The 13,406-nt window shown below is 46.4% G+C and carries 9 protein-coding genes; 6 read left to right on the forward strand and 3 right to left on the reverse strand.

All coding sequences use genetic code 11. The features are described from left to right. Positions 1–18: 18 nt before the first annotated feature. Positions 19–918 (forward strand): sigma-70 family RNA polymerase sigma factor, encoded by a 900-nt coding sequence (locus I1H34_RS30590; protein ID WP_212667059.1) that lies wholly within the window; start codon positions 19–21, stop codon positions 916–918. 8 nt (positions 919–926) lie between these two features. Here the strand turns inward: I1H34_RS30590 and I1H34_RS30595 are convergent, their stop codons facing one another. Further along, complete coding sequence (locus I1H34_RS30595) at positions 927–3,554, reverse strand: glycogen/starch/alpha-glucan phosphorylase (RefSeq protein WP_212667060.1); 2,628 nt, start codon at positions 3,552–3,554, stop codon at positions 927–929. A gap of 569 nt (positions 3,555–4,123) precedes the next feature. Here I1H34_RS30595 and I1H34_RS30600 point away from each other — a divergent pair. Together I1H34_RS30600 and I1H34_RS30605 are read left to right on the forward strand one after the other, a co-directional pair. Continuing rightward, complete coding sequence (locus I1H34_RS30600; RefSeq protein WP_249370326.1) at positions 4,124–8,761, forward strand: PAS domain S-box protein; 4,638 nt, start codon at positions 4,124–4,126, stop codon at positions 8,759–8,761. A 132-nt stretch (positions 8,762–8,893) separates the two neighbouring features. Then, the gene (locus tag I1H34_RS30605; RefSeq protein ID WP_212667062.1) at positions 8,894–9,913 is read left to right on the forward strand and encodes an AIR synthase family protein; all 1,020 of its coding nucleotides are present in this window, start codon (positions 8,894–8,896) and stop codon (positions 9,911–9,913) included. A gap of 12 nt (positions 9,914–9,925) precedes the next feature. On the opposite strand, the gene I1H34_RS30610 is transcribed toward I1H34_RS30605, so the two are convergent. Then, a complete protein-coding gene (locus tag I1H34_RS30610; protein ID WP_235111838.1) occupies positions 9,926–10,813 on the reverse strand; it encodes a geranylgeranylglycerol-phosphate geranylgeranyltransferase in 888 nt (295 codons plus the stop codon). Between the two features lie 56 nt (positions 10,814–10,869). Continuing rightward, positions 10,870–11,445, reverse strand: coding sequence for a hypothetical protein (locus I1H34_RS30615; protein WP_212667063.1), 576 nt, complete (start codon positions 11,443–11,445; stop codon positions 10,870–10,872). A 264-nt stretch (positions 11,446–11,709) separates the two neighbouring features. Here I1H34_RS30615 and I1H34_RS30620 point away from each other — a divergent pair, with 264 nt between their 5' ends. Genes I1H34_RS30620 through hypB form a run of 3 tightly spaced genes read left to right on the forward strand, consistent with a single transcriptional unit; the run spans position 11,710 to position 13,397 of the window. Then, on the forward strand, positions 11,710–12,240 hold the full coding sequence (locus tag I1H34_RS30620) for a hydrogenase maturation protease (protein ID WP_212667064.1): 531 nt from the start codon (positions 11,710–11,712) through the stop codon (positions 12,238–12,240). Then, positions 12,233–12,574: a hydrogenase maturation nickel metallochaperone HypA gene (gene hypA / locus I1H34_RS30625; protein ID WP_212667065.1), complete on the forward strand. Its 342-nt coding sequence runs from the start codon at positions 12,233–12,235 to the stop codon at positions 12,572–12,574. The genes I1H34_RS30620 and hypA overlap by 8 nt, the downstream gene beginning before the upstream one ends. 1 nt (position 12,575) lies before the next feature. After that, the gene (gene hypB / locus I1H34_RS30630) at positions 12,576–13,397 is read left to right on the forward strand and encodes a hydrogenase nickel incorporation protein HypB (protein ID WP_212667066.1); all 822 of its coding nucleotides are present in this window, start codon (positions 12,576–12,578) and stop codon (positions 13,395–13,397) included. Positions 13,398–13,406: the final 9 nt, after the last annotated feature.

Raw genomic sequence — 13,406 nt, forward strand, 5'->3', positions numbered from 1 at the left:
CGCGAACAGGTGATCGATATGTTTACAACCATCAGATCGAATAAAGACGCTCTTGGGGCCTATTTGACCCGTATGGGTGAATACTCGCTGTTGACCCATGCAGAAGAAGTGACATTAGGCCAACAAATTCAATCATCCCTACATCCACCGCATGGGATTTCCCAGGCTGAATTAGACCAGATACAGCAACTGGGGCAGCGGGCAAAACACAGGATGATTTGTGCCAATCTGCGGTTAGTGGTCACGATCGCTAAGAAATATCAAAAACGGGGAATGGATTTAATTGATCTAATTCAAGAAGGGAGTTTGGGGCTAGAGCGAGCGGTAGAGAAATTTGATCCTGTTAAGGGATATCGATTTAGCACCTATGCTTACTGGTGGATTCGCCAATCTATTACTCGTGCGATCGCAATGCAGTCCCATACCATTCGTTTACCCGTGTATATGACGGAAAAGCTCAACCGAATCAAACGAGTGCGTCGAGAGCTATCCCAAACCCTTGGGCACACACCAACTCACCAGGAAATGGTTTCAGAATTAGGCATCACATTGGAGCAACTGCAGAAGACCTTACAAGCCGCCCGGGTATCCAATCCTGAATCCCTGAATATCCGCATGGGAAAGGATCGAGACACGGAGTTAGGAGACTTAATAGAAGATCTGCAAATGCTCAGCCCGAGTGAAGTGGTGGAACAGGATTTTTTTCGAAATGCTTTATGGTCGGCACTAGCTCAGCTCAATGACAACGAGCGAACAGTTCTTATCCTCCGTTATGGCCTAGAAGATGGGCGAGAACGTTCACTCTACCAGGTGAGTCAGCAAATGGGGATCAGTCGGGAATGGGTAAGACATCTAGAAAAATCAGCAAAATCAAAGCTTCTAAAATTTGGCAATCTGCAAGATTTCATAGCTGCATAGATGAGGGTTCAAAAAGGACATGCATCTGCATCCAGACAGTGTTGTCCTCCCAACTGGGCTTTAGCCTGCTGATAGTCCTCCAAATGAATGGAGACCGGATCAACCCGCCAAATCTCTTGGCAATATTCCCGAATGGCCCGATCTGAAGAGAACCGCCCAATCCGAGCGACATTACGAATGGTCGTTCTGGTCCAGGTATCTTGATCTTGAAATGCCTGTCCCACCTGATCTTGGCAATCAATATAAGACTGATAGTCTGCGAGTAAGCAATAGGAATCTGCTTGCAGAAGTTGATCCACTAGGGGTTGAAATAGCGCCCGATTCCCATGGGAAAAATATCCAGAGGCTACGAGGTCGATCGCTTCTTTCAGGGTTGAATTGGTATTGTAGTAAGTCCGAGGGCAGTATCCTTGTGACTTAAAGTTGACAATATCTTCAGTGGTCAACCCAAATAGGAAAAAATTGTCGGCTCCCACTGCCGCTCGAATTTCAATATTGGCCCCATCGAGGGTGCCAATGGTTAAAGCGCCATTCATCGAGAACTTCATATTGCCCGTGCCGGAGGCTTCTTTCCCTGCAGTGGAAATCTGCTCTGACAAGTCAGCAGCGGGATAAATCCGCTGACTGTTTGTGACATTGAAGTCAGGTAGAAAGACCACTTTGATGCGATCGCAGATGTCAGGATCATGATTCACCACTTCTCCCACCGACGTGATCAGCTTAATGATTAGCTTGGCCATCTGATAGCCGGGAGCAGCCTTGCCCCCAAAGATAAAAGTGCGGGGTGGAAACGCGAGTTGGGGGTTGTGCTTGATGCGGTTATAGAGGGTAATGATATGGAGCACATTGAGATGTTGGCGCTTGTATTCATGAATGCGCTTGGCCTGGATATCAAAGATAGATTCGGGATTCAGGGTCAGTCCTTGGTGAGCCTGAATATAGTCTGCTAGATCCTGTTTGACGGCTCGTTTTACCTGTCGCCAGTCTTGGCGGAACGCTGGATCGTCAGCTAAAGATTCTAACTGTTGGAGATCGTCCAGTTTTTTCATCCAAGATGCACCAATCTCTCGGGTAATCAACTGAGTTAGCTTCGGGTTAATTAAGACCATCCACCGACGCGGAGTTACTCCATTGGTAATATTTCTGAACTTATGGGGCCACAGGTCATAGAAATCTTTCATGACCCCTTTTTTCAGGAGTTCTGTATGCAAAGCTGCCACCCCATTGATGGCGTGACTCCCGACACAGGCCAGGTGAGCCATGCGAATTCGTTTGTTCCCGCTTTCTTCAATGAGGGATAAGCGGGCGAGTTTATCTGAGTTGCCTAGGTATTTAAGCCGCACCTGATCGAGAAACCGCTGATTAATTTCGTAAATAATTTCCAAATGCCGAGGCAGGAGATGACCTAATAGATTCAAAGGCCAGGTCTCCAAAGCTTCGGGAAGGAGGGTGTGATTGGTGTAAGCGAAGGATTGATGGGTGATGTCCCAAGCCTTCTGCCAATCGAGCAGATACTCATCCACCAACAACCGCATGAGTTCTGCAACCCCAATAGCTGGATGCGTATCGTTGAGTTGAATCACAAATTTCTCATGAAACGTCTCGATTGGGTCGTCCCGCAACAGATGAATTTTTAGTAAATTTTGGAGAGAGCAGGAAACGAAAAAGTATTGTTGTTCAAGACGCAGTTGCTTCCCTTGGATAGGTTCATCATTGGGATAGAGGACTTTGGTAAGATTTTCAGAAATAATTTTGGCATCGACGGCTCCGTAATAGTCCCCGTCATTAAAGGCTTGAAAATCGAAGGACTCTGGGGCTTCTGCCTTCCATAGCCGCAGCGTACTCGTGGTGTTCACGCGATAACCGGAAATGGGGGTGTCATAGGGAACTCCATTTACCACTTGGTGAGGAATCCAACGCACTCGGTAGCTGCCTTGATCATCGGTGTAGGGTTCTGTATAGCCCCCAAACTTGACCTCCACTGCATTCTCTGGACGAGGAATTTCCCAGGGGTTCCCCAGACGTAACCATTTATCCGTAATTTCCACCTGCCAACCATCCCGGATTTCCTGGTCAAAAATGCCGTACTCATACCGAATGCCATAGCCAATCGCTGGAATTTCCAGGGTAGCTAGGGAGTCCATATAGCAGGCGGCTAAACGACCGAGTCCCCCATTCCCCAATCCCGGTTCTTCTTCTTGCGCCAAAATGGATCTCAGATCTAATCCCGAGGATTCCACCGCTTGTTGGACTTGATCATAGATACCGAGATTAACCAGGTTATTTTCTAAGTGAGGGCCTGGTAAATATTCAGCAGAGAGATAACAAACCACCTTGACATCCTGTTCACGGTAGGTTTTGACGGTGTTAATCCAGCGATGCAGTAATCGATCGCGCACCGTATAGGCGACGGCCATGTAGTAGTCATATAGGGTGGCAATTTCTGGGAATTTACCTTGGATGTAATAGAGATTATCTGCGATCGCACGCTGTAGCGTTTCAGAACTCAGTCCTGTTCGGTCGTCCTCAATACAAAATGAATCACAAATTTCAGTAATGTTCTCAGGAGAGAGCTCCGAGAGATGAAAGGAGTTGTTCTCTTCATTGAAAGAGCGTTTCTTAAATGGTTCAGACATGAAAAATTGACGGCATCACGACAATAAAACCTATTTGTTACAGACTGTTCTGGACGAGTGGATTCATTCAACATCTATGCAAGGCAATACCTTGAGCAAAACGATTTCCCATTAACCTTGATGCCAGAGTATAGATACTGAACAAATCGCAATCTTGGTTTGATAGAAGACAGTAATAAACGATTCTCTCCACATTCCACCTAAAAAAATTGAACTGGTGGGAAGTTGGAATCTGTTAATTTCACACGGCTAAGAATGTCAAAACATTAAGTGAGAATGTTGAAGAAATTGTGACGAGAATATATTCCAGTCCATTCAGATTGAGCACATTACATTTGGTAGGATAGTCCTCAAGTTTTGGATAATCAGATGTTAAAAGCTGATGCCTGACAAGCTGCTTCTCCTCTTCCATCCCTTGGTTGAGTCATTCTACCCCTCAGATCCTGGCATCAAAGGTACAGTAGGCTGATGTATTGCGATTTATACTTCCCTCGCTAAATAAAATTGGATGGCTTTTACAATGAATCTAGATATCCGTTAGGCAAATACGTATGATTAAGCAGAAAATCATGACGTTTCCTGTCGAATCAGCCCTGGATGTACAACCGCTTATTGCTGGGCCTGATACTCCCTTAATTGAAGTCATTGGTCTAACGAGTCAAACTAATTCACAATGCCATTTACTAACAGGAGAGGTTAACCTTTCAACTCCTCAAAACCTAGGATTCGAACAAAAGGGTTGTGTTCTAATTGTCGAGAATTCACATTTGGTCGGCATCCTCACGGAACGAGACATTGTTCGGTTAATAGCCGAAAATCGCTCATTGGACAAACTCACTGCTCAAGCAGTGATGTCTCAGCCCGTAGTAACGATAATCGATGAAGGGCATTTGACAGTGTTTACAGCTTTAGAGCTGATGAACCGTCAAAAAATTCGCCATTTGCCTGTACTGGATCAACACGGGCAGATTAAGGGACTACTGACTCCTCGTCGAATTCGGAATTTTCTGCAACCCTCCGATTTACTCAAAGTTCGTCGAGTTCATGAAGTGATGATCACAGACGTGGTTTATGCGTTGTCTGAGGATTCACTATTGCAGATTACCCAGTTAATGAACCAACGGCATGTCAGCTGTGTCGTCATCATTGCACCTGCTACTCATAACACTGAAAGTCCCTGTCCTAAAGGGATTATTACAGAGAGAGACATTGTCCAGTTTCAGCGGTTAGAGCTGGATTTTGCCCAGACTCAAGCTCAAGAAGTAATGAGTACCCCCCTTTCCCTCGTTGGCCCAAATGACTCACTGTGGGCCGTACATCAGAAAATGCAGCACCAGAAAGTGCGTCGGTTAGTTGTAGCGGATTCACAAGGGTCATTGCGGGGCATTGTCACCCAGAGTAGTTTACTCCCCGTAAACCCTTCTGAAATTTATGAATTCGTGGAGCAGCAGCAGCAGCTCATCAAACAACTGGAGACCCAAAACCATCTGCTACTTCAACAACGTAACCAAGAACTGGAGCAGCTTATTCAAGATCGAACATCGAAATTAGAGCGCCGGGATCTCATGCGGCACCATCTGGCTAAAGGTCTGGCAACATCTACTGGCAAGGATTTCTTTCAATCTCTTGTGATGCATCTTAATCAAGCACTTCCTGCTGATTTCGTTTATATTGGACAACTTGTTGAGTCTGAGGGGCAAGCAACGATACGCACCCTCGCTGTGGCAAAGGAAGGGCAGCTCCAATCCAACTTTGAATATGCCCTAGCTGGGATGCCCTGTGAGGAGGTTGTTGATCAACAATCATGTGTATACCACCAAGGGGTTTCAGCGGTTTTTCCCCATGATCAGATACTCAGAAACTTATGTATAAAAGGATATTTGGGAACTCCCCTCATGTCTAGTTCAAAGCAAGTCGTGGGATTAATCGTTGTTCTATGCCACCAGCCCCTTGAAGATCTGGAGTTTATAGAAGAGGTGCTGACGATTCTGGCCCAGCGAACCACAGCAGAGCTTGAGCGCCAAACCGCAGAAACTGATCGCAATCGCTTCCTTACAGTCTCTTTGGACCTACACTGTATTGCGGGCTTTGATGGCTACTTCAAAACGGTCAATCCCTCTTTTGTCCGCATTTTAGGGTATTCAATTAAAGAACTTCTGGCTCAGCCTTTCCTCAACTTTGTTCACCCCGAGGATCGGGATGCCACTGTTAGGGAATTAGAGCAGTTGGAAATGGGTACGAATACCATTGCCTTTGAGAATCGATATCGTTGCCATGATGGTTCCTATCGTTGGTTTCTCTGGTCAGCCACTCCCTATCTCCAGCAGCAACAGATTTATGCTAGTGCTCGTGATATCACTGCTCGAAAGGAAATTGAGCAAGTTTTAGCCTTGAGAGCCAGACAACAGACTTCAGTAGCTCACTTGGGAGCATTAGCCTTAGCAAATCGAGATCTCGATGATTTGATGAATGAAATTGTCAGAGTCATCTCTCAGACTTTGGAGGTGGAATATTGCAAAGTACTTCAATTACTCCCCGATGGTGAATCTTTATTGCTGAAGGCCGGGGTTGGATGGCAACCTGGGCTGGTGGGTCAAACGATCATTGGGACTGAGCGAGAGTCCCAAGCCGGATACACATTGCGGAGTACGAGGCCGGTCATTGTTGACAACTTGGAGACTGAAACGCGGTTTAGCGGACCACCCTTGTTACGAGATCACAAGGTTGTCAGTGGGATGAGTGTCATTATTCAAGGGCAACATCAAACTTACGGGGTCATAGGTGCTCATACGATTTACCATCGTCTCTTTAATGAGAACGATATTGACTTTCTCCAAGCAGTGGCCAATCTGTTGGCACAAACGATGGACCGGCACCAAATCGATCAAGTATTGAGACAAAACGAACTAGAATATCGAACTTTGGCAGAAAACCTACCGGGAATTATTTATCGAGTCTTTCCTGAAGACCATAACCGAACGGTGTTTCTGAATGATCAGTGCAAAACATTGACGGGTAATGATTCTATCAACCTTTCAGTGGGAGAAGTTTGCTCCATTGACCCGATGATTGTGCCAGAAGATCGGTCTCAAGTGGTTACAACCGTGCAAGAAGCGGTCTCTTGCTTGAAGCCGTTTCAAGTGGAGTATCGAATCAAGGATAAACAGGATCAGATTCGGTACTTTTGGGAGAAAGGACAACCCATTCCAGCCCAAAATGGTCAACCACTTCACATTGATGGCGTCATTTTTGATGTGACGGATCGCAAACAAGCTGAAGCTGCACAACAAGAAAGTCAACAGCGTCTGAATAGTATTCTTGAGTCGCTTCAAGATGTCGTTTGGTCTGTGAGTGCAGACTCATATGAATTGTTGTATCTTAGTCCAGCTGCAGAAGAGGTGTATGGACGTTCCATTTCAGAATTTTTTGATAATTCACAACTCTGGTTGCACGTTGTTCATCCACAGGATCAGGAAAAGGTCAGGTCTTTTTCTGATCAGCTACTCAAGACGGGCAATAAAGAATTGGAATACCGTATTGTCCGTCCAGATGGCTCAATCCGATGGTTGTTGGATCGAGGCTGGGTGATTAAAGATGCTGAAGGGATGGTCCTGCGATTGGATGGCGTGGCGACGGATATTACGGAACGCCAGCAATCACAAGATCAAATATCAGAACTAGCAGCGCTATTGGATGTCGCCACTGATGCCATTCTGGTCCGGGGACTTGACGGTCGGATTCAATACTGGAACAAAGGTGCAACTGCTCTATATGGCTGGACTCAGAAGGAATCGCTCAGTCAAGATGTAGACCAATTACTAGATATAACAAATGAGGAAGCAGCAGAGATTGAACAATATGTGAGGAAGCAGGGAAAGTGGCAAGGCGAACAACAACATGTGACTAAATCAGGGGACGTAATCACGGTGATGAGCCGATGGACGTTAGTCCAAGATAGTTTAGGAAATTCCAAAGCCATACTCATTGTCAATACCGATGTCACTCAAGCAAAAAAACTTGAAAAACAATTTTTACGAGCTCAGCGACTGGAGAGTATTGGTTCACTTGCCAGTGGGATTGCTCACGACCTCAATAACATTCTGACACCTATCTATGGTGTGGCCCAGCTTTTACCCCTGCAACTTCCCAATGCAAGTGAACAAATTCAGCATCAGTTTGAGATTTTACAAGCCTGTGCGCAACGGGGGTCAAAACTCATTACCCAAGTGCTTTCATTTTCCAGAGGCGCAGACGGGGAACGCGCGATTCTCTACATCAAACCTTTACTGAGTGAGCTTAGAGATTTCGCCCTTAAGACGTTTCCTAAATCCATTGAAATATCCATGCAGATCTCTGAAGATCTTTGGTCGATTCATGCAGATGCAACCCAAGTCCATCAAGTCTTTATGAACTTACTCGTAAATGCTCGTGATGCGATGCCAGATGGCGGTTTTTTGTCTGTCCACGCAATGAACCTTACTCTAGATGAAACCCTTGCAGCAGACTATCTCAATGCCCAAACTGGCCCATACATTTTGGTCACCATTACAGATACTGGAATTGGCATTCCTCCTAAACTACAGGAACAGATATTCGAACCCTTCTTCACCACCAAGGAGCCTGAAGGAGGAACCGGGTTAGGGCTCTCGACGGTCAACAAGATTATTCAAAGCCATCATGGATTTATCACCGTCTACAGTGAAGTCGGTCAAGGCTCTCAATTCAAAATCTACCTCCCTGCTGTTGAATCAACAGCTAGAGTTGAGAAAGAACATTTAGACTGTCCTAACGGTCAGGGAGAAATCGTTTTAGTCGTTGATGATGAAGCTCCGATTCGGGAAGTGGCCCAGAGTATGTTGTTAAAACACAACTATCAGGTAATGACTGCGGCTGATGGTATTGATGCCATTGCTCAGTTTGCTCAACATCATACAGAGATTGATGTTGTATTAATGGATATGCAGATGCCAACACTCAGTGGAGAAACAACCATTCAGGCGCTGCGAAAAATCAATCCTCAGCTTAAGGTCATCGTAACCAGTGGCCTCCTGGTTGATGAGACGTTTGCGTTATCCCTTGGACAGTGTGTTAGAGCCTTTCTTCAGAAACCTTTTTCTTCAGATACCTTGCTCAGAATGTTACAGAATATCCTTCAAAATAAGTCACAGGATACAGATATTAAAGCTCTTGCAAATAATAGTGACTAGTGCATCGTTAAGACTTGATTTTAGGGTAAGTATGTCTGGTAAGTATTATTATGCAAGCCTTCTGGAGATCGCCTACCCTAATTTTTTAGCTTGACGCTGCACTAGAAGAAATTTTCAGAAGAGGAGGTTGAGGTGGCACAGGATCCGCTACCAGTCGGTAAATTACCTACACATCTATTGGCCCACTTTCTCTCTCAAACCCCCATTCATGATCCTCAAGTCCTATTGGGGCCAGGCATTGGGCTTGATTGTGCTGTCGTCGATGGGGGAGCAAAGTTATGGGTCATTAAATCTGATCCCATTACCTTTGTCACAGACGAAATTGGTTGGTATGTCGTCCAGATTAATGCCAATGATATCGCCACAACTGGGGCTACTCCCCGCTGGTTGATGGCCACTATTCTTCTCCCCGAGCAGAGGACCACTGCAACTTTGGCTGAACGAATTCATCAGCAAATTTACACGGCTTGTCAGGAGATCAATGTCTCTTTAATTGGGGGGCATACTGAAATCACCTATGGCCTAGACCGACCCATCGTTGTCGGAACACTGATTGGTGAAGTGGCGCGAGATAGCCTTATTACTCCTCGTGGTGCTAAGCCTGGTGATCGCATTTTGTTGACTAAAAGTGTACCCATTGAAGCTACGGCAATCTTAGCTCGCGAATATTCTGAACAAATCAGTCAGGCGTTAACTCCCGATGAGCTGACTCAGGCGAGGGGTTACCTCTATAAGCCTGGTATTAGTGTGCTCCGTGATGCCCAACTTGCCAGCCAAGCTGGGCAAATAACGGCGATGCATGACCCAACTGAAGGAGGGTTACTCGCCGCCCTTTGGGAGTTAGCCCAGGCCAGTAACTGCCAATTAATGATCGACCTTGAGAAAGTGCCGATATCGGACCTCTCAGCCCAGATTTGCCAAGTTTTTGAGGTTGATCCATTGGCTGCGATTGCTTCTGGAGCGCTTTTGCTGACTGCTCCCAAACGTGATGCAACCTCGATTTGCCGGACCTTAATCGCGTCTGGTATTCCCTGTTGTGAGATTGGAGAAGTTAAGTCAGGGAAGGCCACCGTATGGTCTAGATCAGCATTGGGACGTAAACCGTTACCTTGTCCTAGTCGAGATGCGATCGCAAAGGTGATCAGTCCTTAAACTCCGTTACGTCTAGAGGGAAGGGGCCGTTCCTAATAGCCCTGCTAAGCCAAGAATCATACCTAATCGTCCCAGCACAATCAGGTATTTATAGGTTAGGGAAGTCTGAATTGTTTGATAACGCCAGAGCGCTAGAGCGAAGCTTAACAGCATGAAAGTGGCACAATATCCAAACAAGGCTGGATGAGCCATGGTGAGTTGAATCATAGCAATGGGAATCGAAATTAGCAGTAGAAGTATTAAGCCCCAAGCGATTGAAAATGCCGGAGTCGGTCCCCAACTATTGGCAATAGTATGCACATTCCGTTGCCGATCTCCCTCTGCATCATGAATATCCCAGACAATTTCTTTGGCCAAAATATAGAAAAACAAAAAGATACTCGGGTAGAGCATTGCCCAAGGGCGTTCCGTTACTAGGCTGGCAAAGAAGATTAAAGTTCCCACAATCATTGCCACAATACCGTTGCCCAAAGTACCGCTGAGATTCAAGATAGCGGCATAATTCCAAAGCAGCAAAGCACTGATAGCCACTACAATCCAGCACGCTAGACCTAAAGGAACTGCTGCGCCTAAAGCACCGCAAAATAGCGTCACTGCAATCCACCAAGCATGATGAGGTAGCAGAGTTTCGGAGGGAAGGGGGCGATCAGGATGGTTAATCCGATCTTTTTCAATATCATCGAAATCATTGATAGCGAAAGCTCCAGCCGTCATACATGTCAATACAGTGGCAGTCTGTAGATAGACCCAAACTGATGTCGCGGGTTGTAGGGCAAAGACCGTGAGACAGCTTGCCACAGCCGCTAGGACGCTAAGTGTAGGGCGGCAAAGTTGAGCTACTCCCTGAAGCAGGTTAGGAGAATTAAATTGTTTGGGAGAGGAGGGAAGGGTAACCATCATTCAGCTCCGTGCAAAGAATAACGTTGTCATAGTGGGCTGCTTGCAAATCTTTCAGCTCAGAACTCCGCCGGAGTCTGCCAATCGCATAGTTGAGCCGGAGAACGCATTTTCACGGTTGGATATTGATAGAATCCGTCCATATCCAACTTCACTTCATCAAATCGAATCCAATTGACTCTTCCGAACGGTTCTCTGACGCTGCGAATCACATAGCCATTTTGAAGGGTTAAGTGCTGATCTAATCGCCATATATACTGTGACGTTGTGATCGGAGGCCAAGGGTGACCAGGCCAAGACAAAGCTAACCCCTGCCCTATCACCTGATTCTGTTCTGCTCTACCTTGAACACAAATGTATGCTCCAGAATGGGGGAAACCGTAATATCCATTCACGAAGTTGCCCCTCTTAGCAAAGTTAAAGCAAACCCCATTACCATCGCGTCCGTCTTCAGGCTCAGGCAGACTGCAAACTTGATAGTTCCCATCCGTCAGTAATTTCAATCGCCAGGGTTGAGAAGTGGGCATTGTTGGCGCAGACGGATGCTCAGTGACATCCATATTGGGTGAAAATGCCGTGACGATTAAAGGGATGCCCATCATCGCCAATATCTGGATCGGGGTTATTGCAAACATCCTCTCACCTCCGCATTTATTAAGATGAGCAATGCAGCCCAAGCTGCATTTTTAACCTATGCCATAAACTTGAAGAAGCTTTGACGACTGAGTTTGCTGCTTTAGCCGGATTATCGGTAAGTTTGAATTTACATCCTCACAAGTTCCTCAATATTGATTCCTTTATTAAGTCAATAGTGTAGTGGTTGAAGACCAGACAGACCTCATAAGCTCTTCAACATTAAGCCCTACAGTTAAAGTGATGAGTATTAAGGAGGCATCTTCATGGACTCTTCACCAGCCATTCTCCAACCCACAAAAACCCATTCAATCTTAGTTATTGGTTATGGGAATCAGCTTCTTTGTGATGATGCTCTTGGCCCTCGGATTGCAGATGAGGTAGCGATTTGGCGTCTTCCTCAGGTGAGATCGTTAACCGTCCATCAACTCACACCTGAACTGGCTGCAGAACTTGCGAACACAGAAACAGTAATCTTTATTGATGCATGCCGTTTGAACCCAGATCAGGCAGTCAGAGTCACTCAGATTACCCCTAGGGGTATGGAAACAACGGGCAGCACTGTCCCTTCCATGGGGCATACCTGTGATCCTCGTTCATTACTCGCGTTAACCCACTCAGTCTATGGGCATCATCCCCAAGCCTGGTGGGTAGAGGTGACAGCCGTCGATTTTGCCGTGGGTGAGCATTTGTCCACGACTGCAGAGCAAGGCATTACTGAAGCACTGGACGCCATTCAAAATCTCATCCAGTCGCAGCTGGATTCTGCTGCAAGGTCCATCAAACGTCATGCATGAAGTGAGTTTAATGCAAACCACCCTAGACATTGCTTGCGACCATGCAGCCCAACAAGGTGCTCAGCATATCCACTGGATTAAGCTGCGGGTAGGTGAACTATCAGGGGTAATTCCCGAAGCCCTCACTCTCGCCTTTGAAATCGTCACCACTGGCACCATGGCTGCGAATGCTCGGCTTGAAGTAGAAACGGTACCCGTCATTTGCCACTGTTCAGCTTGTTATCAAGATTTTCAGCCCACTGGCTGGGTTTATGTTTGTCCCACCTGTCATCAGTTCACCACTGATTTACGCCAAGGCAGAGAACTAGAGTTAACAGCAATGGAGGTGTCGTAGGATGTGTGAAGATTGCGGTTGTAGTGCTGGATCTGTCCAGATTCATCAAGGCCATGATCCTCAACCGAACAAAACAACAACAAGCTTAGAAGTTCCAACACCCAGCGTACGCCACCTTGACCTGCACGCTAAGATTCTGGAGCACAATGATCGCATTGCGGATCAGAATAGAGCCCTGTTTCACCAACAGGGCTGGTTAGTGGTGAATATTCTGTCTTCGCCGGGGTCGGGGAAAACAGCTTTGATTGAGCGACTTGCTCAAGATCAACGGAATAATTGGCAAATCGGGACCATTGTTGGCGATTTAGCGACGGATAATGATGCCCATCGATTAGGCCATGCTGGGGTATCAGCTGTCCAAATTACAACGGGGACAGCGTGCCACTTAGAAGCCAGTATGGTGAGCCACGCTTTATCCAAACTCCCATCCAAACCTTGGGATCTCCTTGTGATTGAAAATGTCGGCAACCTCGTTTGTCCCGCTGCGTTCGATTTAGGAGAACAAATCAGAGTCGTCGTCCTGTCTGTTACCGAGGGCGAAGACAAACCCCAAAAATATCCAGCAATGTTCAAGTCGGCTCAGGTCGTTTTGATCAATAAGACGGATATTGCAGAGGCTGTGGGATGGCAACGAGACCTTGCGATCGCAAATCTCCAACAAATCGCCCCCCAAGCGACCCTCTTTGAGGTATCGGCCCGAACAGGAGCGGGTATGCATGCCTGGTATGCCTATTTGGACCAGTGTCGCCAAGGCCTAAATGGACCATTGTCTCGCTCCCAAAACTCACAAGTTTTACAGATTGGTAGACTATCCTCAAACTAGCCCCAGAGG

The sequence above is a fragment of the Acaryochloris marina S15 genome (assembly GCF_018336915.1).
Classification (GTDB): domain Bacteria; phylum Cyanobacteriota; class Cyanobacteriia; order Thermosynechococcales; family Thermosynechococcaceae; genus Acaryochloris; species Acaryochloris marina_A.

Coding starts and splice junctions, on each gene's coding strand:
- I1H34_RS30590 (WP_212667059.1), top strand. CDS start 19: ATGTTTACAACCATCAGATCGAATAAAGACGCTCTTGGGGCCTATTTG.
- I1H34_RS30595 (WP_212667060.1), bottom strand. CDS start 3,554: ATGTCTGAACCATTTAAGAAACGCTCTTTCAATGAAGAGAACAACTCC.
- I1H34_RS30600 (WP_249370326.1), top strand. CDS start 4,124: ATGACGTTTCCTGTCGAATCAGCCCTGGATGTACAACCGCTTATTGCT.
- I1H34_RS30610 (WP_235111838.1), bottom strand. CDS start 10,813: ATGATGGTTACCCTTCCCTCCTCTCCCAAACAATTTAATTCTCCTAAC.
- I1H34_RS30615 (WP_212667063.1), bottom strand. CDS start 11,445: ATGTTTGCAATAACCCCGATCCAGATATTGGCGATGATGGGCATCCCT.
- I1H34_RS30620 (WP_212667064.1), top strand. CDS start 11,710: ATGGACTCTTCACCAGCCATTCTCCAACCCACAAAAACCCATTCAATC.
- hypA (WP_212667065.1), top strand. CDS start 12,233: ATGCATGAAGTGAGTTTAATGCAAACCACCCTAGACATTGCTTGCGAC.
- hypB (WP_212667066.1), top strand. CDS start 12,576: ATGTGTGAAGATTGCGGTTGTAGTGCTGGATCTGTCCAGATTCATCAA.